The following is a 22,273-nucleotide window of genomic DNA, read 5'->3' as shown; positions in this document are numbered from 1 at the left end:
GTGCCCATCAAAGAATCACAAGCGATTCTAGCGACTCAAGTTTTTCGGCTCAGTGCACCTCAAAAAAATGTGGGTAATCGTAAGCCGGCGAAGGCCCCCGGTTAGGGCGTTTTTTGGGCGAAAGGCTGATCGCGCCTAAGCGGCGTGAGCGACGCTTTGAGGCTGCCACTTCCAAGGCAGCAGTTCGTCAATGCGCTTTGCAGGGTGATCCGGTAGGCGCGCCAACGCGTCGGCAATCGCTTGGCGGTGGCGATGAGGCTGTAGATGGCAGCCGCACGCCGGCCGCCCGCATCGGACCCGGCGAAGGTCCAATTTTTTCGTCCCAGGGCGACCGCCCGTAGCTCACGCTCAGCAGCATTGTTCGACATGCAAAGCCGTCCGTCATCAAGGAAGCGGCTAAATGCATCCCAGCGGCTGAGACAGTAATTGATCGCTTTGGTCGTCCCGTTGTTCCTGGAGAGCTTGGCGCGCTGCTCGCGCAACCACGCCTCCAGCTCGACCATCAGGGGGCGGCTACGCTCCTGGCGTACACGCAAACGCTCCTGCGTAGTAAGATCGTTGATCTCGCGCTCGATGGCGAACAGAACATCGATGCGCTTGACCGCCTCGGCCGCGATCGGCGCCTTGCTGAGCCGCGCGAGATCAAAGAACTTGCGCCTGCCGTGTGCCCAGCACGCGGCCTCGATGATTGGGCCGCCCTTGCGATTGGCCTCGTAGAGCTTGCTGAACCCGGCATAGGCGTCGGCCTGCATCAGTCCGGCATAGCCCGACGGATGCTGCTCCGGATGCGCACCGCCACGATCAGGCGAGTAGAAGAACACGGCCGCCGGCGGATCTGGGCCGGCAAACGGACGGTCGTCGCGCAGGTAGGTCCAGAGCCGGGCGGTTCGGGTCTTGCCCTTGGCCAGGACCGGCACCGTGGTGTCGTCCGCGTGGATGCGTTCGGCCGCAAAGACATGGCTCCGGATCGCCTCAACCAGCGGCATCAGGGTTGCGGCGGAGGCTCCCACCCATTCTGCCAGCGTCGAGACATCGAGGTCGATGCCTTCACGCTGGTAGACGTCGCTCTGAGAGTGGCAGGTGCAGGCCGTACTTGGCGAACAGGACATGGGCCAGCAGCTTGGGCCCTGCACGCCCGCGCGCAATCGGATGCGAGGGAGCCGGCGGCTGGGTAATCGCTTCACAGGCCCGGCAGACGAGCTTCTCGCGCACGTGCTGGATCACTTTCCACTGGCGCGGAACGAGCTCCAGCGTCTCCGTCACGTCCTCGCCAATCTTGCGCAACCGGCTATCGCCACAGCATGGGCAGGTCGCAGGCACTGGATAGACAAGGCGTTCCCGCGGCAAATGCTCCGGCAGCGGCCAGCGGGCTGGCTTGCGGCGCTCGAACGATGGCACCGCAATCTTCTCGGCTGCCATTTGCGCTGCGGTCTCAGCTTGCGCCGCGTTCTCCTCCAGGTCGGCGAGCTGTAGCTCGAGCTGATCCAACAATGCGCCTCGCTCGGAGGACTGTCCGAACTGCTCGTGCCGCAGCTTCTTGATCGTGAGCTTGAGCTTCTCGATCAGCAGTATCCGTGCCTGAGCTTCCGCCTCCGCGGCCAAGCGGGCCGCTCGCTCGGCGCAGCATCGCCTTCAGGGTGGTCACATCGTCGGGGAGAGAATCATCGGCGCCCATCGCCGACCAAGAATCACAAGACGCGGCCTCTGTCTGGACTGCTGGTCGCGCCGTCGATTCAAATCACAGCGATTAGCCGCCGCCTGCGGCCTCCACGTGTGTTGCGGCATCCGCCAGTCAATGCCCTCCAGCAGGTAGCCAAGCTGGGCTGGGGGGATTGTCACCACGCCATCAGCTGACGACGGCCAGAGAAAGCGGCCCCGCTCCAGCCGCTTGGCATAGAGCGACATGCCCAGCCCATCATGCCAAAGGATCTTGATGAGCTTGCCGCTCTTGCCACGGAACACGTAGATGTCGCCGCCGTGCGGGTCGCGCCTAAAGGCTTCCTGCACCAGCAAGGCCAGCGAGTTCATACCGCGACGCGTATCGGTGTGGCCGGTCGCAACCCACACCCGCACGCCCGACGCAATGGGGATCACCGTAGGCGTCCATCTGCCAGAGCCGCCACGGCGGCCTTCAGCGTCGCCGTGTCGACCGTCCCCGTGATCCGCATCCGAGCCCCGGCAGCAAACTCGATCTCGATTGACCCGCCGCTGCTTGCCGGCGCGACTGGACCAGGCGTCGGCCCCGACTCCGCGACCACCATCGCCGGTACGAAACCCGTTTGATGGGCGGCATCCTTCGGCTCAGGCCGAAACGAGCGTCGCCACCGCAGCAGCAATGAGCGCGAAACGCCATACCGCCGCGCCGTCGCCGCGACCTGGCGCGGCGCCTGTAAGCTCTCCAGGACGATCTTGAGCTTCTCATCCTCGGACCAGCGCCGCCGCCGGCCCGTGTCCACCACTTCAAGCCGTTCGACTTGGGCACTGCGCCTATCACTGTCCATAAGGACAGTACTCAACAACACGCCTCATTCGGCAAGGCGGCCTTCACCGGCTTACGATTACCCACATTTTTGAGTCAGAGTTTTGCTCCCGTTGCGATATCGATGAATCGCGATAATCCGCGCCACATGATCAGATTCCCTGGTGGCGGATCGTTGGCGCGGGCGAGATAGCCGCCGAGCCTGGCGATCTTGATGAGATAATGCGACAATGTTTTTCGTTGTGTGCTGACTGGATTCTTGTCTTTGACGAGCCGATCAAGCAATTGGATTTCAGCTTTGGTCAGCACAAATTCCGGTGAAGCATTTGGCGCTGAACGATTGAGCATCGTCATCCAAAAAATGCGCCAGCTCACAACGCAGAATACCGAGATCAGATTCGTCAATCGCTGAGCAGTCCGCAGTTGCGAGTCCTCTGCCCTACAGCCGGATTTGAGTATCTTGTGGAAGACCTCGATCTTCCATCGCAGGGAATACCATTCGAGTTTCTCGATCGCATCCCCGCGCGATTGCACCGGAAGATCGGTCAGGAGTTTCCATTCAATCTTTTTTCTGTTCTTTGGCGCTCCTCTTTCATCAGCGTGGATCACCGTCAAAGTCAAAGCTGGATACCGCGACTGCTTGCCTATCGGTGGCAGAATACGGATTTTGCGATACCGGATTTCAAGAACAGCCTGATCTGGATTGCCCTTGCTATCCTGGACTTCGATCCGGTGGAGACCTTTGACCAAGACCTCATCCATTATCGTTGCAACGGTATGATCGCCATCGCCTGCCAGGCGATTGACACAGGTCCTTACCAAGAAATGCGTTCCAACCTCTTGGGCGGCGCAAAACAATTCATAAATATCGGCCTCACGATCACCGATATGGATGCATTGCGATGGCTTCTCGAAAAGCTCCGTGGATTGCTTGAGGTTCTCCAGCCACCGAATGCTCTCCTTGGTTTCAATGGGGATCCGTGTCAGGTTGACCTCGCGCCTGAGCGCAGCGACCCCTCTGAATTTCTTTCTGGTCCAGAACTTCACAGCGCTGAGCCCCAGTGGAAGCCCATCGAGGGTCACCGCAAGGCTCGAATGCATCAATATTCCGCATGTCGTGTACGTTTGGGGTTTTCCGTCCAATCTTCGAGAGTAGCTTTTGGGGATGCGCTTAATCATCCCGATCAGATCCGGGCGCTCCCTTTGATAGGTGAATTCGGTCGTATCATGCAGAACAAGAACAGGTCCCTTCGCAGCCGCGATGCGTTCCCGCGTCGATTTAAAATGACCAGACAGGATGTCGGCCTCGCTTACTCGTTCATTGGAGAAGAAACGATAGGCCGCCTTGGTATTCGCCCAGTCTTGGCAAACCATAGGAATGCTCTGGCCGACGTCTCCACCAATCTGCTTCAGCAGCATGCGAAATCTCTCGCCAAGCCGAGCGTCCTGGAATTCGCACAGCGCAGCTTCACGGTCAAACCAGGTCACCGCGTCAGACGCCGACCGATGCGCCTTCTCATCCCGGGCGCGTGAAGTCAGTCCCATAGAGCACCTCTTCTCGAATCAGGTGCCCATCAAAGAATCACAAGCGATTCTAGCGACTCAAGTTTTTCGGCTCAGTGCACCTCAAAAAAATGTGGGTAATCGTAAGCTTCACCGGACGGATACGATGATGCGCTGTGGCCAAAAGGATTGGATCAGCCAAAAGACTTACGCTGTGTAATCAAGAAGGGAGCTTGAGGAGAAGCCAAAGATAGCAATTGATCATAACGGTGTTGTCTTATCGAGTAGCGTGAGGAGCGACCGGATTAACACTAAGCGCCGACGTCCAACGGCGATTGTGATGAGTTGGCCCGTTCCTATCAGCTCGTAAAGCTTTGTGCGTCCCAGGCCAGTTGCTTGGCAAGCCTCGCCGATCGTGCAGCTCAATCGCTCGGCAAACGGGACCGCCTTCGGCTCTCGACCAATCGTAGTCGACGGAGCGCTTTTCGGCTGTCTCCGCCCATCGCCCTCCAATTGGCTGTTCGTCATAGACCCTCGTGGTAAAAAAAAACGCTTGGTTACAGCGTGTTGCGAGACAACGTCGAATGATACAATGCGCAACAACGAAGAAACTTCAACAGACTTGCAAATCGCGCGAATGAGCCGCGGCTATTTCAATCCAGTACTCTCACTGCAAATCCAGCCCTGGCAAATTTGAGCGAGTGTCGTCGAACAGTACAACAAGCCGTGAGCAGTCAGATGGAGTTATCAATTTCATCAGGAAACGCTTAGGGCGCTATGGGCCCGCCACCTCTATACGGATTCTGCCGGGCTGCACCATTGCCCTCGCCGGCTCATAACGGTCTGGTTGCAGGTTCGAGTCCTGCCGGGCCCACCAAGAATATCAGTGATTTACTCGGTCTTCGTTGCCCGCACCGAGACGAGCGCACCAGAAACCGCACCAGATACGTGCACTTTACGTTCGTCAGGAGCGAGTTTCCGACGTACCCGTCCGGCGTAGGCCGCAGACGTCTTCTAATCCTGGCGCCTGAGCAGATGAGGGTTCTCTTTGTGGATCCTGATGAGCTCCATCAAGGTCTCGATCCCAAAGTCGGTGAAGGCCATGACGCCGTCTTCTCCGACACCGTAGACCCAGAGGCGGCCGTCCTCGGCGTCCATTTCGCTGGCGACGTCCGACAGCCAGTCCTCGTCTTCGCCGAGGTCCTGGGCGACGCGATTGATCGTGGTGACGCGATAGACCTTGTTGACGTGCATGGTCATGCCGCTCGGGCTGAGATTGCTGACGCTGACAGGGCCCAATTCCAGGGCAGCAGTTCGTCCAGCCGATGAGCCGGATGGGCGGCGATACGGGCGAGGACGTCAGCCAACCAGGGGATCGACACCGTTCATCTTGGCCGTGACGATCAGGCCGTACATGGCCGCGGCGCGTCGTCCGCCGCGATCGGATCCGCAGAAGAGCCATGACTTTCGCCCAAGAGCGATGCCTCTCAGCCCCCGTTCGGCGGCGTTGTTAGAGAGGCACACGCGCCCATCCTCCAGGAATAGCGTGAAGGCCGCCCATCGCTTCAGGATGTAGTTGAACGCCTTGGCCAGGTCGTGCCCGCGGGAGAGCTTGGCGAGTTGCTCTCGCATATAGACCTGAAGATCCTCCACCAGGGGGCGGCTCAGAGCCTGACGAACCTCCAGGCGCCCCTCGGCACTCTTGCCGTTGATGGACCGCTCGATCTCAAACAGCGCATCGATCCGGCGCACCACCTCGATCGCGATCGGAGAGAGCGCAATTTCCTTTTTGCCGGCGGCCTTGCGCCGCGCATTCTCCTCGATATCGGCCATGGCAAAGAACGGGCGCCGCGCGTGCGACCAACACGCAGCTTCCCGGATCAGTCCAGGATGGCGCCCAGCCAGATAGAGCTGGTTATACCCGTCGTAGGCGTCGGCCTGGAGGATGCCGGCATAGCGGGCCAGATGCGCCTGGGGATGCTCGCCCTTGCGGTCGCGCGAGTAGTGGAACATCGCCGCTGGCGGTCCGGCACCACCAAATGGCCGGTCGTCCCGGACGTAGATCCAACACCGTCCCGTGTCGGTCTTCCCCTTGGCTAGCACCGGCACGGTCGTATCATCGGCATGAAGACGCTCAGCCGCCATGACATGGGCTTCAACCAAGCGAAGCAGGGGATCAAGCGACGTACAGACCGATCCCACGGCGTCGGCCATGGTCGACAACGCGATCGGCACACCTTCGAGAGCGTAGCGCTCGGCCTGACGGTTCAGCGGCTGATGCTGGCCGAACTTCTCAAACATGATCATAGCCAACAGGCTGGGGCCGGCCCATCCCCGTGCGACGGCATGGAACGGCGCCGGCGCCTGGCTGATCTTCTCGCAGTCGCGGCAGCTGAACTTCTCCCGCACCGTCTCGATTACTTTCCACTGACGCGGCACCGATTCCAGCGTCCGGGTCACGTCTTCCCCGAGTTTGCGCAGGCGATTGCTGCCGCAGCACGCGCAAGCCGTCGGCGGATCGATCACCACCCGCTCGCGTGGAAGATGCTCAGGGAATGTCTGGCGCTCGGCGCGCTTGCGCGTAAATCCGCGCACAGTCGTCGTCCTGGCCGCAGCCCGTTCGGCTGCCAATTCGTCTTCCGTGGCGTCGGCTTCCAGCTCTTCGAACGTCAGTGCCAACTGATCGATCAGCCGCGATGATCGCTCCGACCGTTGTCCGTAGATCTGACGCTCGAGCTTGGCGATCCGTAGCTTCTGCTGGGCGATCAGCGCGCTGTCTTCCGAGGCTTTCGCGCGGGCGACCGCGAGTTCCGCTGCAACCTCTAACGCCTTCGCGCGCTCGATCGCCAGCGCCTCTTTCAAGGCAGCAATGTCATCCGGAATCGCTCCGCCATCAGCATCCATGCGAAGCAGTGAATCACAGATTGAATGCGTTGTGACTCCCCAAAATGCCGGCAGCCGCAACTTCTTCGTTCAGCCCGCGCTCGCAGGCCGCCAGCTCAGTTGAGGATTTCTCCAGTCAATGCCTTCGAGCATATAAGCCATCTGTGCCGCTGAGATCGACACCGCGCCGGCCACCGCCGAGGGCCAGATGAACTTTCCACGGTCCAGACGTTTGGCGTAGAGCGACATGCCCAACCCATCATGCCAAAGAATCTTGACCAGATCGCCGCGACGGCCCCGGAAAATATAAAGATCGCCGGCATGAGGATCGCGCTTCAAGCTCTCCTGAACCGTAAGAGCCAGGCTTTGCATGCCGCGGCGCATGTCCGTGTGACCGGTGGCGATCCAGACCCTGACGCCGCTCGGAATCGGGATCATCGCCGCCTCAGAAGCTCAAGCACTCGCTGCAGCGCTTCGGCGTCAACCTCCCGGTCAACGCGCACGCGACAGCCGCCGCCAAGCTCGATCTCGATCATTCCGTTCCTTGGACGCTGCGCAGGAGGCGAAGACGGCTGCGGCCCGAACGTGGGTGCGGGAGCCGGCGTGGAGGCGATCTCGACAGGAACAAGAGCCGGCACGGCCTCGCCGCCCAGGCGGCCCTGGCGCGTTTGCCGACGCCAGGTGAACAGCAGGCTCTGCGCCATTCCATGTCGGCGCGCGACGCCGCACACAGTCTCGCCAGCCTGCAACGTCTCTTCAATCAGACGAACCTTCTCGTCGTAACTCCATCGGCGCCGACGTTCAGCGCCCAAGACCTTCACCTGCATTCGCCACATGACCTTAAGGCTAGACTTAAGGTCAAATCCTCAGACGAACCGCCAAACCGCACAAGGCGGCCTCCGCCGGAGCGATACTTTCCGACTGCGAGTGCGGAACGAAGTCTGCCTGAGTCGTGCGAGCCGTCAGGGCTTCAAATCGCGGTCGCGCAATCACCGACACCGAGATTTCACTCCCGCGCCATAGAGCGTGTAAATCGCAATCTGTGTGACGAGTGAAACCGGTGCGCCGAGCGCAAGCCAAAGAGCGCCAAGAGAGTGCCCGACCGTTTGGGAGGGGCTGCCCCACTGCGGCAAGGAGGTCCCGGGCCCGTGTTGCTAATGGGATGGTTCGCATGATTGCGACGTGGCCAAGTTAAGAAATAGTGGCGGTCAGCCGCCAGACAGGCGAAGCGGAAACATGCAGACGTGGGAGCGTGACTTGAGGGCGCGGGATCGACTGCGATCGTGAGACCGGTTCTAGCTGGGCAGCCGCAGGAGGTCACATAGCGCCGACGCGCAGCGGCGGGACCCGGGACCGACTGCCCCCGGCGAGCGATGCACTATTTCCAGCGCAAGGGATGTAAGCCAGACGGCGGAGACGCCTCTTTGCGGCTCCGTTCACGACAGCCCGGTCCGCGAGGCGGGTGCGCCAAAGTGCAACGATACGCCGAAAGTCGTCAGCTTCTCCGAAACATCGGTTGCCCGCATACGACTAATCGAACAAAATAAGCATAAGGCGGATGGATCATTGGGGGCGAGGTTGAGCATGACATCGCATAATGAAGAGATTGAAATTCTGAAAGTCGTCTTCCCTGAGGCATACGCGTTACTGGGTGAAGAACGTATCAGACACATTGTTGAGAAGCCGGAAGATAACAAGGAAATCAATATCGTTGGTGGACAGAACCTTTCGCTCAAATCAGTTTATTCGGTCGTGAAAGCGGGGCTGGGCGTAATTCGTGAGGTCCAGACAGCATATCGGGATACGTTTCCACGGGAAGAAAAGGTTGAGTTCACGTTTGATGCCAAGAACAGCAAAGTCATCGTCATCACAACCGAAAAGGCAATTAAAGAGGAACTGACAAGACAGCTTCCGGCTATTGTCCAGGCCGTCACAAGACATACTCGCTCGCCTGGTCGCACTGCCCGCTAGCCTGCCATGCTGTTTTGGAAGATCATCGCTGATCTCGTCTATTACGAGATGGCCAACGTGGCCGTGTTGCTCTACGCAATTCTCGGCTTCACCAAATGGAGTGACAGCCTCACGGGAGCACTAGTGGTGGCTCTCTGTATTGCAGTGGCGGCCTTCTACAACAAGTGGGCGATTTTCTTCGATGCTTACAGGAGAAACGCAACTGACGCCCGCGCTGCCCTCCTGTCGTATCTTCAAGGATATCGGATCGTCGAGGCTCCCGACGACTTTCTGGTAGGCGACGCGACCACCCTTGGTCAGCTTAAAGAGACCACTGGTAAGGCCCGGGTCCTGTTGGCGTCGCCAAGGTCGGGCTATGAGCCGATGCTTACTTTCAAGTCCTTCATCCAACCAACACCGGGAGCCTACCGGACGATTGTCCTTCTCGGAGCGGACGGCAAGCTCGGAATAGCCGACCGCTTCTACCTGCTCCACGAGCTCTGCCACGCGAGCGTCCCGGGGCATATCAGGGAAGTCCATGCCCACAAGGCCACCTACCGGCTGATACTGCTTTACTTTCCTTTGCTTCTGGCCTGCCAGCATTGGCTCGCATGCTCCGCCATAGCCGCCATCGCCGGTCTCCACCTCTACAACGCAACGGAGCGCGTCAGCACTGAGATCGATGCCGATTGGAATGCCTGGCGCTTGCATGAGCGATACTTCGGACCACAGGAAACCGTTCGGACTGGGAAGCTTATCGCCTATCTTTTCTCTCAGAAAGCTGCGTTTGAGCAAGATCCGGAATTCAAAGTCCGGTCGATGCAGGCAAGACGAATAGCGGAAATTCTGGAGACGGACAGGACACGATTCGATTTATACAAAAAGGCGCCAACTCTGGGATTGCCAATTGTGATTCTGGTGTTGTCTCTGTTGCAGGTCGCAGCCGCCTCTATCGCCTATCTCGATGCGATACCGACTCTTCCCTGGATAATGCTGTGGCTTGCCCCACTTGCTGCTGTGATTGGAGTAGTCCGGAGTCGGTTTGCTTCGATTGCTGCCGCGAAGGAAGAATCTCTTTCCGCGTTCGTCGATGCTGTCCTGGAGAAGAGTCGCGAAATTGATGGCATCGCGGCAGAGCCGAAGGCGGGCACAACTGATCGCACGGAGCCGAAATAGGTTGCTTGAGACTAGCAGCCAATGTCAGGTGAGCCGACACTCAATGACCGCGTCAAACGTCCGTTACCGGTTCAATCGGCAGGACGAGATCAGCGTCCTTGTTGCGCACGTTGCCGACCTTATTGTCGACCGGCCAAATCTTGAGCCAGTCATCGGGGCACGGCTTCAAGAGGAGTGAAGAGTTTCAAAGTCCCGCGAAAGCCAGAACACGCTTGCTGTTCTGAGCTACCGTCGTACGAAGTACGGCGGCGTCCGCCGCGAGTAATCTCGCGACGCCATCACAAGTCTGGATGACATCCCAAGGCGCACTGATGCGGCCGGCAGTCGAGGTGAATGGGGCGTCGGTTTCCATCAGAAGTCTATCGAGAGGAATGCTCCCGACCAAGGTTCGGCCGGTCTCGGTCTCAAGCATGTTTGCGTTGACGGAGAAGTAGCAACCGCAAGCGATAGCCTTCCTGGCGCTCGCAATTGATCCTGAGAACCAATGCAAAATAGGTAGCAGTTTGTCGGGTGTCGTCAGGGCTTCGAGCATCGTGATCACGTCGTTTGCCGCGCGACGGCTATGGATGGTAACGACCCGGCCGCCCAACGACTGCGCGGCAGACAGTACCCTTCCGAAGACCTCTTTTTGCCTTGGCATGCTCGCCGCGTGCTTTCGGCTCCCATCGAGGCCAACTTCTCCGACTAGCCGGCTTTCGGGTAGGAGGCGTTCGAGGAGATCAAGTTCCGCATAGCGTTCGGCTACGAGTTCAGGATGCAGACCGAGCGCCGGATAAACATATCTGCTCTGGCGCATCCATTGTTGGTTGTGAGGCCATGCCTTCGGAGTGGTTGTGACTGCGATCGTGGCGATACGCTCGCGTTCGCATGCTTCAACCAACGCGGCGGGGTCGCGGTCGAGGTCCACGTGGCAATGAAAGTCGGCGCCACGGATATCATCGGCAATCATCAAGGGCGCACCGTCGCTTGTCTTAGAATATGCGCGACCTCCTCGATTCCACGGCGGAACACGGCTGCGTACTGTGCGATGTCGCCCCGGGGATAGTCCGAGAGCGGCCCCGGCTTGTGAACAAGTATACTCTCAATGTCGGGCGATTCAGACAGGCGGGACGCCATCATCTGAAACGATCGCACGTGCTCGCTTTCTGCCTTCGATCCCTCCAATGGCTGAGCGGAAAGGTTCGGAATGGAATAGAGGGTCCGATCCGTTCCAAACGCGGACTCAATCGCGGCGCGGCGGATAAGGCAAGGCGTGCAATAGCCGCAGTGTCGAGGTGATAGACTCCTATAACGAGCCTTGCCAAAGGATGAGCACGAGATTGTCTTGGGCGCGAACCGCTTGGCAAGCGTGCGGTTTCGGCATTTTTTTAGCATGTCGCCCTTGGTCATGAATCGGTACGGGTTGGTGATCATCGCCGAGATGCCAAGCGCGTCGATCAATTGTTGCCAGCGCGCGAGGTAGAATGGGTGCGTCGTGCGTGTGCTCCATGCGCCAAGACGCAAGGGATCGAGCGGTACATTTAGCGAGATCAGGCCATTCTCGGGAATATAGATCGTGGGGCTCGGCAATGCGCTGGCCGCGAGGGCGGCAAGGCTCAAGAAGAGGAACGACCGGCCCCGCGTCGTTAGTTCAGGGTTCGAGCCCTGCACCAAGTCGCCCGGAAACCCGACATTGGCACGAACATGGCGCGGCTCGAGATCGCCGTAGACTGCGCCAATGCCTTCGGCGCACTGCGTCTGCGAGCTTGTGCTGACATCACCGTAGTGGCTGACGAAGAGCGGACTCTGTTTTTTGGCGAGCAAATCGATCGCGCCGACGAAGCTATCGAGGCCGCCGGAGAACAGGCAGACCGAGTCGAAAGTGTCGAAGCTTAGCTCGTTAGTCGGCTCGATGAGCTCGTGATAGTCGCGGTGGCGCCTCCGAAAAGCGAGCCGCCAGTGATCGCCGGTGAGGAAGCGAAGCATTCGCTCGATCAAAGCGGCTTGGGCCGTCCACGCGTCGGGGTCCAGGACCGGCAGATAGAGATCGATTTCGCGCGTCCAGCTATCCTGAGACTCGGTCGCACGTGAGACTCGTGTGTCGGCCGCCATCACCACGGCGGAGAGGATCGCGAGGTCGATAGCGCGCTCCGTGGGATATAAGCCCAGATCGGCCAATTGATCGACCATCTGGCCGAGGCCGAAACCCAGCCGATGATCGCCATCGACGAAGCGAATTGTCGTCTTCACAGTGTCGCTATCGCGCAGCGCGACGCGCGTTTTATCGGTTGGACCGAGACGGGCGATGATACTGTGCCGGCGCATCAGCTCTGATCCCCCCACGTCTCGAACAATTCCCACGCATTCTGGTAGGTCTGATCGACGATCGCCCGAATCTCGGCATCCGAAAGTTCGGCAATCGAGGAAAGATCGGAGGCGAACGAGTCCCGAACGTCGCGCTCCACATAGCTGCGAAACTGCGCCTCAAACGCTTGGATGGTGTTGAGGTCGGCCACCTCAAACCCGTTGATGCCGATCTCCTGAAAGAGTCTGGCCTCGACCGCGTGCGCGATGAAGGCGAGGAACACGTCCCTGATCTGTTCAGCGGTCAGGGCATCGAGGTTGTCGATGCCGATCTGTTCGAGATCGACGCAGGTTTCAAGCCAGGCGTCGCGAGCGATGGCCTCGTCAATCGGCCCGCCATCCCGGCAGATGATGTCCGTGAGGCCGATGAACACTTCGCGGGTCGGGCGACCCACGAGGTTTCCGAGGTTAAGCCGAGCGAGCGTGTCGGCAACCCCATCACGTTGAAAGGCCCTGAAGACGCCCAGCGCGCCGCTGGCGGTGTCGCGGGCGCTGCCCATCTTTCGGGTGGCATTGCGGCTGCCGCCCGTGCCCGATCGCACATAGTCTCGTACCGCACGCCGCAAGGCGCGGCGGTCATTTCCCCCGGACGAGGCAAAGCGCGTGAAGTTGGTGCGAGCACCTGTGTAGCGCCCGGCGGATGGTGGCGGCTGGATGGCGGGTCGTGGTGCTTGCGACCCGGTCGGTGGTGCTCCATCACCGGGCCCCTTGCCATTGCCCGTTTCGCCACCGTCCGCGGGATCGACCTCACCGCCTGGCAACGGTTCGCTCGAGATTGGCTCAAGGAACGTCGGGACGAGAGACGTGTTCGAGCCGGGACCTCCCGAAGAGCCTGAGGTCCCCACTAGCTCTTCCTCTTGCGAACGGCGGCGGTGGCCTGCGCAGCGGCCCGTTTCAACGTCGCGTTCTCATCTTGCGCCGCCCACTCGCTGAGGACCGCTTGAAACTGCGCCATGGCCGCCCCGTCGGTGAGGATCTCGTTCCAGCCTCGGACGATCCAGATACCAAGTGATCTAACGTCAAGTGCGCTGACAAGGGCGACCAACTGCGACTGAAACCGGGGATGATGTTTGGCGAGGATGCCGAGCCCCTCGAAACCCTCCGGGGGGCTCTTGAGATTGGTCGCTTGAAGGACGCGCTCGCTGAGCGCCCTGAAGGCGGCCTCAGCATCTTGTGCCAGCAGCGCCCGCACCTCAGGCTCGACCATTCGCAAAGCGAGACCTGAGCCCGTGAGCTTCTCGACCAGCCCTTCGATACCGCCGATGCTTGCCGGTCCGGCCAGAGCGCGCTTATCGCGCGTGACAAAGATGTAAGGCCGCAGATCGGTATCACCTAGCGCGGGCGGAATGGTGAGCCAGCGCCTCAGCCAGTCTCGTGCAAGCCACTTCGCTCCATCATCCTCGGCCGTCTCCGACGTCTGTTGGCCCGATTTCTTCTTCGGCGTCTCGGCCTCGTCCTTCTCCGCCTTCAACTCCTCCTCGAATGCATGGAGTTCGGCGACTTTGCCGTCTTCGGAGGACATGGCCTTGCCGGCGACGTAGTTATAGAAATCCTCCTGGAATCGCTCGGCGAGCATCAGCTTGGCGAGCTTGCTTTGATCGACTTCGCCGTCGAAACCACGCGCCTTGGCGATCGCGCGGCGCACAAGCATGGTGTTGAGAAAGCGTTTGATCTGACGCGGATTGCCTTTGGTGCCTTCGCCCAGGATGGGGCCAATTCGCGTTGCAAGAACGAAGGCCGCGTCGAGTTCGGATGCCCGCCCAGGGTCCGCTGCGCGCACGTCAGCTTGCGTTAGGCCAGTGCCGAGCCAGGGACGATTGAGTGCAGCCTTGGCGCCCGAAAGCAGTTTTCTAAATCCAGCGTGCTCGCTGCCGAGAAGACTTTCGACCATTAGGAGCATCACGTAGACACGGGTCTCTTGCGTGCCGAGAGCCGGTATGCGGAAGGGCACCTGAATCAGCTTCTCGAGATAGTTGCGTGTGTAGGAGACAGGTCCTGATGCGAGGGGAAGGTCAGGAAAATGCTGCCGGACGGCATATTCGATCATGCCCTCGTCAGCGCCGATCACGAAGGCTGTCTTCGGGACGAAGAGGAAGAGCCTGATGGCTTCGAGAGTTGCGATCGCGGTGGACGGAAGGCAGCGATCGAGGTCGTCGATCAGCACGACAAGCTGATCGATCTTCGCTTCCTCCAGCAAGTCGGCAAACTCTTTACGGAAGTGATAAATGATCTCCGGCACGTTGGCCTCGGCGGCTTCCGCCGGCTTCAGAAAAGTGCTGGCCTCGGAGAGCTGCTCCTTGATCTGATCGGGCGACAAATCCTTCAGGCCGCCGATCGTGGCGTTGAGCTTTTCGATAACGGAACCGATCTGATCGGGCGAAGGCAGTCCGGTAGCCACGTTGAACACGAGGCCGCCGCCGCGCTTCAAGAGCTTGAGCCACTCGACGCGCTTGAGCAGTCGCCCGCCGAGTTCTTTCACTTTGCCAATCGTCGAGCGCTGCTGACACAGCTCGGTGATGGTCGCTTCGATAAGAACCGTCTTGGCATCCTCGAAGCCCTGAAAAGCCCAACCGTTGAACCACAGGCAGGCAACAGCTTTGTCTCCGGCAAGGTCGCGCTGCACCATCTTCAGAATGCTGGACTTGCCCGCGCCCCAGTCCCCGTGAATGCCGATCGTCAGCGCGCGACTGCGGTTCTGAACAAGCAGTTCAACGACTGTCTTCGAAATGGCTTCACAGTTCAGAAAATCGACTTCGGTCTCGTAATCTGGAATCAACATGCCCCATCCCCTGTAAAGGCCGTTGCGGCTCTTCTTTGGGTGCAACTATAGCGAGCATTTGAAGGGGAGCCAAGCCGCAGGCCCAACATAGTCGCAGCGTCCAAATCTTGCGGTCTGTTTGCGTACTTGCGGCGCTCTGTCCTCTTGAGGTCGTGGCTTGGGCGAAATTGTGAACTCTGGCTGCACATGTTCGAACGGTTTCAGACAGCTTCGACAATGCTCTGCGCTGGGATACGCAGCCGCTGATGGACGAAGAGCTCGTCCGGATCGTCCAGGACATCGCGGTTGGCTTCGAAGATCACACCCCACAGCTTCGCGTCGCCGTAATATTGCTTTGCGAGTTTGCGGAGCGCATCGCCAGACTGAACAACATGTTCAGTCAAGAGGTCGGAAGAAGGCGCGGTTTGCGTGATCAGGTGCGCGCTAAGGCGTTCCGAAACTTTGCTCAATGCTTTGGGTCGATAGAGCGTGCGTTCTGGAAGCCTTTCGGCGTTCGCGGTCCACCTCCGTATGGCAGCCGCAGAGAGCTGCCAAAGGTGATCGGGCCCAGGCCGATCCGTTCGGATGATATCGGTGAAGCCTTTCTCCGGCATCTTCATGTTGATGAGCGGAGCGAAGGGATCAGGTGCGAAACCGTGAATGCGAGATCCGTGCTCGACATCAAGTCTCAGGCCGGCCAGCTTCGCGCCCTTCAACACCCACGCCAATGAACCGTCCGATAAACCGCGGATGTCGCCGCCGCCACCGACTGATCCGTGGACACCGGGAAACCATTTTTCTTGATAAGGCGCGTCGAGCGCGTCCGCCGACGAGCTTTTCGCCTTGTTGATCTCCGTCAAATCGCCCCACAGCACAGCCGGAAAGAGCGCACGCCGTTCGTCGATGGCCACGGCGTGGCGTGCGCTTTCCACGAAGTTCGTGAGGCCCGCGTCGTGGAATGCATGCTTTCGATTGAGGTGGGCGCTGAACGGCGTGATCGCGGGAAGGCCGAGAGCAGAAACGGTGTCCCAAACGCCAAGATACTTGATCGCGAACAACGGGGCGGCGCCCTGAACATATGCGGGCACGTGCCGGCATCGCCAGTCGTCGTCATCGGTGCCGATGCAAACTTTGTTGGCATAGTCAGCCCTGAAGCGCCGCATGCGATCGCTCGACCCGGGAGACTCCGTCAGGCGCTGGCGATATAGCTCAAGCGCCTCGTCAATCCGCGCGGCATGCAAGCGGTGCAGCGGCCCAACATGGCGAAGGAAGCCGACAAAGGTCTGCGCACTGAAAGCGCCGCGGGAGAAGCCAAAGACGTAGATTTCATCGCCGGGGTCGTAATTGAAGATGAGAAAGCGATAGGCCTCGCGAACATTCTCGACGAGGCCTGATCCGATGATGCCACCGGACCAATGCTCGAGCCGGTCCGTCCCGACGCCTTCGTCGTAGTGAATGATCTGCGTAATGCCGTCCGGCGCTTGCCGCATGATGCTCGCCGCCGTCAGCACCACGTTGGTCGGCGTGTCTGCGCTCAGCCTGTTCCAGGTTCCGTCGAAGCAGAAGATGATCCGTTTCATGAGGGTCTCAGTCGCTTGAGGGTGAACTCGGCGGTGCGCATCGCCCGATCAGTGCTCGCGGTCCTTCGGCGGATTGGGATCGTTGCCAGGGGGGATCGTGTCCTTGCCGCGAATCTGGCCGTCGCGGCCTTTCACGATCAGTTCGCCCCCGCCCTGCTTGCCGAGGTTCTCCTTGGCCGCCTTGATGGCCTCGGCCTGTGTATCGTGTTTGCTCGATGCCCGGTCGGCGTCGTTGCGCTTGTTGATCCACTCGCCATCGCGGCGGAAGACCGTTCTGTCACGATCTTTGCTCATGAACTTTCCCTTCTATTTGGGCACTAGGCCTCAAGTTGATTTGCATTACGAATCCGCCATGGCATAGTTGACGGTGCCGCCATACTGACTCCATATGGCGAATACGTCAATATCGTCATGTCGAAAGAGCCATGGAACAACAGCAAGCTTCTGATATCTTTAAGGAACGTCTCAAAGCCGCCCGCGACCTCCGACGGCTTAATCAGACCGATCTGGCCTCCAAAGCAGGGCTGCCGCCAAGTTCGGTGTCCCACTTCGAGTCGGGCGCACGAAAGCCATCGTTTGAGAATCTCAAGCGCCTGGCGATAGCGCTCGACGTGACGACGGACTACCTGCTCGGTCGCGCCGCGACGCCTGACGCGTCAGCCACGGCGGGCCGCCTCAACCGCGATGTGAACAAGCTGAGCGCCGAAGACATCAAGCTGACGGAGGCCTTCGTCGAAATGCTGATCAAGCGCGGTCAGTCGAAGGATAAGAAATGAGTACAAAGCTGAAGCTCGCGCGTCGCGCTTTAGCTGAGAACACCGCGCACGGCGTGCTGCGCGAGATGAAGATCGAAGGTCTCTATGTTGACCCGGAAGCGATCGCGACGGCCAAAGATATCGTGGTACAGGCCAAGCCGGACACGGCGAACGGTGTCTCGGGCGCGCTCATCAAGGTGGGCGATGAGTTCGGAATCATGTACGCCACGAATATTCCGAGCAAGGGATTCCAGCGCTTCAGCATCGCCCATGAAATTGGCCACTACTACATAAGCGGCCATGTTGATGCGCTGCTTGGAACCGGCGTGCACTATTCGCACGCCGGATTTCATTCGGCCGACCCGTACGAACAGGAGGCCGATTTCTTCGCCTCAGCGCTGCTGATGCCGGAGCGTCCTTTCAAGAATGCAATCGACGACCATCCCATCGGGCTCGCCGGCATCGAGGCGTTGCGCAAGGCGTGCGCCACGTCTTTGACGGCAACCGCCATTCGCTATTCGGGACTGACGCGTGACGGTATCGCCGTCATTTCCAGCGTTGGCGGCACGGTCGACTGGTGCTTCATGTCCGACGGCCTCAAGGAGGCCAAAGGAATAAAGTGGCTACGCAAGGGCACGCCCGTTCCCGGGGGCACATTGACCGAGTCCTTCAACGCTCGCCCGGAGAACATCCGCACTGGGCAACAAGACGCCGCCGACGGCAATCTGCGCGATTGGATGGATATCGAACGCGGGTACAATATCACCGAAGAAGTTGTCGGTCTCGGGCAGTATGGCCGAACCCTGACGATCCTGACCTGCAAGAGTCTGAGTGCACGGGTCGAAGAAGACGACCAGGAAGATGACGACGAAGCTTTGATCGAGAACTGGACGCCTCGATTTCGACGCTAGCGCTACGGCCTGCTACTTGGTCGGGCCGTCGCAGCGCGGCAGCTAGCGTCGGGCTGTCATTCCACCCACATGCTCCTCCGTTTCCAGGCCAGGGGTAATTGCAGTCATTCGTGCTACGTATGCGCCGCCTTGGCCTCGTAGCGGCAAGCTGAAGCTTCTCGGTTAGCGATCTGCTAACCGGCTGATTTCATTTAGGTTTGGTTGCGGGGATGGGATTTGAACCTATGACCTTCAGGTTATGAGCCTGACGAGCTGTGCGGGAGCGGTCATGGATCCCGGCCCACTCAAATTTTTTGCTGAATTACTCGGCTCAGGCGGAAATCACCCTCCGTATCAGCCTCCACCCGAATCCCAGTCGCCTTGGTCGGTCCGTGTGGCGAGGTGGTGGATCGATAGCCACGTTCAGGGACCTCTCCTCCGAGATGAGGGCGCGAGTAGTAGCTTGTCCGGTGTCACGTTCAGAGCTTTTGCGATTTTCGCCAGGACCACGATTGTCACGTTTCTTTGGCGGCGTTCGACCTGGCTAATATAGGTCCGATCCACCCCCGCCTCATGGGCTAATCCTTCTTGCGACAGCCCAGCCGTCTTTCTGAGCGACCTGACGTTGTCAGCCACGACGCCGATTATTCCTTGATCGTCCTTCCCGACCGCCATCGGCCCAAAGAACGTCGGAGAAGACTATCGATCCACGGACTTTGAGTCCCATTTTTTGGCCGCAAATGTTAACTATCGTCTACATTAAGTTGCTTGATCTAATTGCTCCTCGAGGATCAATGGCCACCTGCAAGATCGCTTTCCACAATAGCAACCTGGCTCCGAAGCCTGCCTACGATGACTGACACGGTGGAAGCGTTCTGGGAGATTAGCGAATTGGGACCTTTGGGTCCCATATCATACCGCGCCGGCTATCGCCTCCGGGCGGCTATTATCTGCAATGTAGAGCTACCTGCAGCGATCGTTGAGGCAGCCATCTTAGCTAAGTCAGCGCTTGCGATAACGATCACCCCCGACGGACACGTTAGATCCAGCGTAGGTGGAAGTGCGGGCTCCACGTCGAGAGCAGAACCGATCGACCAGCTCATCGCCCAGTTGCTTTCAATCGAAAATCTACACCTCGAGGAGATCTCGGCGGGGGATTTGGCTTTGCTGTTAGAGCGGCTTGAGCGGTCGGTAGAACTTGTTCGACAGGTTATGAAGCATGGGTCGAATTAGCAATCCCTCGTGTCGGCGAAACGCGTCGCGGTCAGAATTGCTGTTGTCGGAAGGCGCTGCCGCGCTGGTTGGAACGCGACGTGTGACTGCTTACGCGACCCGATCCAAGCTGACGGGATGAGGCAATCCGCCGCCGCGGCCATGGACCACGCAGATTCGATCATCTGGCCTCGTTTGCATCAAAAGCTGCGGCGACGTTCGGAAGCTCGCCAAAGGTAGGGGTGACCTCAATGTCCTGTGGGGCAACGATACTGTGCCTGCTGCGACCAGCAAGCACGCCCAATTGCAAGTCTTCGAGGCGCGGCCGCGCTCCGCTGGACTTAGAGCGGTCAGGGTCGCAAACTCGGACCTAAGCCGATAGGTAGCCCCCGCCGCTGGTTACGCGCGATGGTTAACCTGTTAAGTGCCGCCGATCCTGACCTCGTCGACGATGCCGGCCGAGTTACGGATGAGGCGGCAGGCCTCGCTGCCGAATGCCTACGCCGACGCAACGATAGCCTCATCGGCACCGATCGGTCCGAGTTCGGTCGCACTTGCGCTGCTGCCGGCGCGATTCCGGAATTCTCCGAACGACAAACCCAAATGGAGCATGCAGACGAATTTCACGAAGAGACTGCGCCACTTGAGCACGTTGTGGCGACACGTAGTGCGCCAATGGCGCCAAATCTTGGATGTGCAGACAACGACTTAGCCGCTCTTGGGCGATAGTGCTTTTATCTTGCTCTACACCCTACCCTGCCCCGTCCCCAAGCTTGGCTGGTCTGGCTTTGCTTACATTGCCAACTTCATCCACCCTGGTTCAATGGGAGCGACGTGAAGTAGAGGCCTTTCGCTCAACAAATTGAAATCAGTTTGAGCCCTGAGAGCAGGTGTGGACACGTCCCTGCAGCTCGTGAGAACCGACGAAATAGCACGTCCGGACATCGAAAATCGGGGCTCGATCCGACGCGAAATTCCGAGGATCAGCCCAAACAGTGTCCCAGGATCTGTCCGATTGATCGCATTTTGGCGGGCGGCGAAGCTCCTCTTCTGAACGCAAAATGCTCTTCTGCTTCCTCCCAAAGCAGCGCAAGAAACGCAAAAGGCCCCGCCTCCGAGGAGGCGGGGCCGATGGTCCCGGGCGATCAGTCGCCGTTGCGGCGCGACCAGATCAGGCTGAAGCCTTCGTCGCCTTCGACCTTCACCAGCGAGGCGTAGATCGGCGCCGGGAAGCTCGGATCGTCGAGTTTGACCGAGAGATATTCGCGATCGGTCTCGCGGGCGGTCTTCTTCCAGGCGGCGCCGAACTCGGTGGCGCCGGCGAAGATACGGTAGTCGGGAGCCTTGTCGTTGTCCTTCTCCGATGCCACGAACTTTGCCTTGATGTTCAGCGTCAGCGTCTTGATCGAGCCGGTGTATCCGTTGTCCGATGCGGTGAAGGTGCCGATGGTCGCCATGGTAATCTCCGTCTGTTGCTCGGGCCGCGCCCATCGCAGCCTCGATGGCGATCCTTGGCCCGGGGAGCGATCGGCCCGCAGCCTAAGGCCCGCAGCGCCAGCGGAGGACGGCGAAAGCCGGCTTTTTTGTTTTCCCGCGAGGAATGCCGCCGCTTGGCGGCAGGGGAAAAAAGCAGGCGTAGCCGTTGCAGGAAGACGATCGAGGCTCTTGCCGTCCCTCGGGCTTGATCGGCCCATTCGAGGTTGCGTTGGACGCGAGTCCATGAGCGAACTGATGGCGATTTTCGTGGCGACCGCCCCCCGCCGCAGCACCGGGACACGGCTGAATCGGTTGAAGATAGGTCGATGTCTGCGCATCAATCGCAGGGTGGACGCAGCCGGACCAACACAAGCGAACCCAGCGACATTTGCGCGTAAGGAGCCGGCGGTACCGCCAGAATTATCGGCCAAAGCGCGCTCTCGAAGCCTGCCATCATGACATGATCGAGGCGTCTGGCCCAATCGCTTCGCTCTTCAAAAGGAGGCGAAACAGTTGCCCCGGACGCGCCGAACGGACAGATTGTAGCCCTCATCCGAGCGAGGGCTTGCGTCGACAAGCCGTTACTTTGGACCGATCGAACCAGCCGCGCGCCATCAGGCACGTGGCCAAAATTTTGGAGCCGGCCGGGGCCGCCCTCGCGGCCCCGGCGCTGGCTTCATTCCGCAGCTTGCGAATGGAGCTCGCTGCCTTGCGCCTCGCTTTGCACATCGGTTTGCCCCTGCGACGCGGCCGTCCGCAGCAACGACGGGAGCCAGCCCGTCGCCGCCAACAGCTGCTCTGCGGCTTGCGCATGTCAGCCTTCGTCATGGCCGACATGCGCTCAGTCGCCTCCTCGCCCACGCCTTCGCGCACGGCTTCCAGAATGCCCGCCTTGGTGACACGGCCGAGACAACTGCGCACTGTCGGGCGCCAGCAACTGGTCATGTCGAGGGCCACGGCTTCGGCCAAACGATCGGCTGCCGCCAAGGCGCGCGGCCTGCGATCCCACGGCAATTTGACCGCATTGACGGTGAGCGCAACGCAATGCGCGAACAACGCCATGCGGCTGTCGTGGTCAAGTTCGGCCACAAAAGTCCACAAGGAGATCGCGTCCCGAGGTATCTGCCTTGCCCAGTTGTCATTGCCTGCAATTCCAGGAAAGAGGCCAGAAACTGCAAGCTCGGCAAAAGCTCGACAAGCATCGCGAGAAAAACCGCCCAGCGGATTACCTGCGACCATATAACATGACGGTACCTCACCAAACCGCG

Annotated in this window: 19 protein-coding genes and 2 pseudogenes; 4 read left to right on the top strand and 17 right to left on the bottom strand. The window is 59.7% G+C overall.

All coding sequences use genetic code 11. From position 1 onward, the window contains the following. Positions 1-135 precede the first annotated feature (135 nt). From ACH79_RS15915 to ACH79_RS15880, 8 genes and pseudogenes are all read right to left on the bottom strand, one after another. A pseudogene (locus ACH79_RS15915) lies at positions 136-1,675 on the bottom strand (IS66 family transposase). After that, positions 1,642-2,094: an IS66 family insertion sequence element accessory protein TnpB gene (gene tnpB / locus ACH79_RS15910; RefSeq protein ID WP_161851830.1), complete on the bottom strand. Its 453-nt coding sequence runs from the start codon at positions 2,092-2,094 to the stop codon at positions 1,642-1,644. Before tnpB (ACH79_RS15910) ends, ACH79_RS15915 begins: the two are co-directional and overlap by 34 nt. Next, on the bottom strand, positions 2,091-2,516 hold the full coding sequence (locus ACH79_RS15905; RefSeq protein ID WP_246738561.1) for a transposase: 426 nt from the start codon (positions 2,514-2,516) through the stop codon (positions 2,091-2,093). Before ACH79_RS15905 ends, tnpB (ACH79_RS15910) begins: the two co-directional genes overlap by 4 nt. A gap of 59 nt (positions 2,517-2,575) precedes the next feature. Further along, positions 2,576-4,024 (bottom strand): IS4 family transposase, encoded by a 1,449-nt coding sequence (locus tag ACH79_RS15900; protein WP_161851829.1) that lies wholly within the window; start codon positions 4,022-4,024, stop codon positions 2,576-2,578. A 972-nt stretch (positions 4,025-4,996) separates the two neighbouring features. Continuing rightward, entirely contained in the window at positions 4,997-5,242 is a 246-nt protein-coding gene (locus ACH79_RS15895) for a hypothetical protein (protein WP_202639116.1), read from the bottom strand. Continuing rightward, positions 5,239-6,886: pseudogene (locus ACH79_RS15890) on the bottom strand (IS66 family transposase). Before ACH79_RS15890 ends, ACH79_RS15895 begins: the two are co-directional and overlap by 4 nt. 69 nt (positions 6,887-6,955) lie before the next feature. Next, on the bottom strand, positions 6,956-7,303 hold the full coding sequence (gene tnpB, locus ACH79_RS15885) for an IS66 family insertion sequence element accessory protein TnpB (RefSeq protein ID WP_161851828.1): 348 nt from the start codon (positions 7,301-7,303) through the stop codon (positions 6,956-6,958). Beyond that, a complete protein-coding gene (locus ACH79_RS15880; RefSeq protein ID WP_161851827.1) occupies positions 7,300-7,692 on the bottom strand; it encodes a transposase in 393 nt (130 codons plus the stop codon). The genes tnpB (ACH79_RS15885) and ACH79_RS15880 overlap by 4 nt, the downstream gene beginning before the upstream one ends. Positions 7,693-8,449: 757 nt before the next feature. On the opposite strand from ACH79_RS15880, the gene ACH79_RS15875 reads away from it, so the two are divergent. Further along, positions 8,450-8,836: a hypothetical protein gene (locus ACH79_RS15875; RefSeq protein WP_161851826.1), complete on the top strand. Its 387-nt coding sequence runs from the start codon at positions 8,450-8,452 to the stop codon at positions 8,834-8,836. 6 nt (positions 8,837-8,842) lie between these two features. Continuing rightward, on the top strand, positions 8,843-9,991 hold the full coding sequence (locus ACH79_RS15870; protein ID WP_161851825.1) for a hypothetical protein: 1,149 nt from the start codon (positions 8,843-8,845) through the stop codon (positions 9,989-9,991). 184 nt (positions 9,992-10,175) lie between these two features. Here ACH79_RS15870 and qatD read toward each other — a convergent pair whose 3' ends face one another. From qatD to ACH79_RS15840, 6 genes are all read right to left on the bottom strand, one after another. Beyond that, positions 10,176-10,940: a Qat anti-phage system TatD family nuclease QatD gene (gene qatD, locus ACH79_RS15865; protein ID WP_161851824.1), complete on the bottom strand. Its 765-nt coding sequence runs from the start codon at positions 10,938-10,940 to the stop codon at positions 10,176-10,178. Continuing rightward, entirely contained in the window at positions 10,940-12,295 is a 1,356-nt protein-coding gene (qatC, locus tag ACH79_RS15860) for a Qat anti-phage system QueC-like protein QatC (protein ID WP_161851823.1), read from the bottom strand. Before qatC ends, qatD begins: the two co-directional genes overlap by 1 nt. Then, positions 12,295-13,095 (bottom strand): Qat anti-phage system associated protein QatB, encoded by an 801-nt coding sequence (gene qatB / locus ACH79_RS15855; RefSeq protein ID WP_161851822.1) that lies wholly within the window; start codon positions 13,093-13,095, stop codon positions 12,295-12,297. Before qatB ends, qatC begins: the two co-directional genes overlap by 1 nt. Before the next feature lie 83 nt (positions 13,096-13,178). Further along, the gene (gene qatA, locus ACH79_RS15850) at positions 13,179-15,113 is read right to left on the bottom strand and encodes a Qat anti-phage system ATPase QatA (protein ID WP_161851821.1); all 1,935 of its coding nucleotides are present in this window, start codon (positions 15,111-15,113) and stop codon (positions 13,179-13,181) included. 200 nt (positions 15,114-15,313) lie between these two features. After that, positions 15,314-16,672 carry a phospholipase effector Tle1 domain-containing protein gene (locus ACH79_RS15845; RefSeq protein WP_161851820.1) on the bottom strand — a complete coding sequence of 453 codons (1,359 nt, stop codon included), beginning with the start codon at positions 16,670-16,672 and terminating at the stop codon, positions 15,314-15,316. Positions 16,673-16,720: 48 nt separating this feature from the next. Next, entirely contained in the window at positions 16,721-16,966 is a 246-nt protein-coding gene (locus ACH79_RS15840; RefSeq protein ID WP_161851819.1) for a DUF2188 domain-containing protein, read from the bottom strand. Between the two features lie 131 nt (positions 16,967-17,097). On the opposite strand from ACH79_RS15840, the gene ACH79_RS15835 reads away from it, so the two are divergent. Both ACH79_RS15835 and ACH79_RS15830 read left to right on the top strand, forming a co-directional pair. Further along, entirely contained in the window at positions 17,098-17,448 is a 351-nt protein-coding gene (locus tag ACH79_RS15835; RefSeq protein WP_161851818.1) for a helix-turn-helix domain-containing protein, read from the top strand. Beyond that, positions 17,445-18,338: an ImmA/IrrE family metallo-endopeptidase gene (locus ACH79_RS15830; protein WP_161851817.1), complete on the top strand. Its 894-nt coding sequence runs from the start codon at positions 17,445-17,447 to the stop codon at positions 18,336-18,338. Before ACH79_RS15835 ends, ACH79_RS15830 begins: the two co-directional genes overlap by 4 nt. Positions 18,339-18,740: 402 nt before the next feature. Here the strand turns inward: ACH79_RS15830 and ACH79_RS15825 are convergent, their stop codons facing one another. The 3 genes from ACH79_RS15825 to ACH79_RS15815 form a co-directional block, all read right to left on the bottom strand. After that, positions 18,741-18,992, bottom strand: coding sequence for a helix-turn-helix domain-containing protein (locus ACH79_RS15825; RefSeq protein ID WP_161851816.1), 252 nt, complete (start codon positions 18,990-18,992; stop codon positions 18,741-18,743). Between the two features lie 1,682 nt (positions 18,993-20,674). Further along, on the bottom strand, positions 20,675-20,986 hold the full coding sequence (locus ACH79_RS15820) for a DUF736 domain-containing protein (protein ID WP_161851815.1): 312 nt from the start codon (positions 20,984-20,986) through the stop codon (positions 20,675-20,677). A 568-nt stretch (positions 20,987-21,554) separates the two neighbouring features. Next, positions 21,555-22,244: a hypothetical protein gene (locus ACH79_RS15815; protein WP_371419412.1), complete on the bottom strand. Its 690-nt coding sequence runs from the start codon at positions 22,242-22,244 to the stop codon at positions 21,555-21,557. Positions 22,245-22,273 lie beyond the last annotated feature (29 nt).

The organism is Bradyrhizobium sp. CCBAU 051011 (assembly GCF_009930815.1).
Taxonomy (GTDB): domain Bacteria; phylum Pseudomonadota; class Alphaproteobacteria; order Rhizobiales; family Xanthobacteraceae; genus Bradyrhizobium.
Note: the sequence above shows the minus strand (reverse complement) of the source record. Positions and strands in the feature narration are given on the sequence as shown.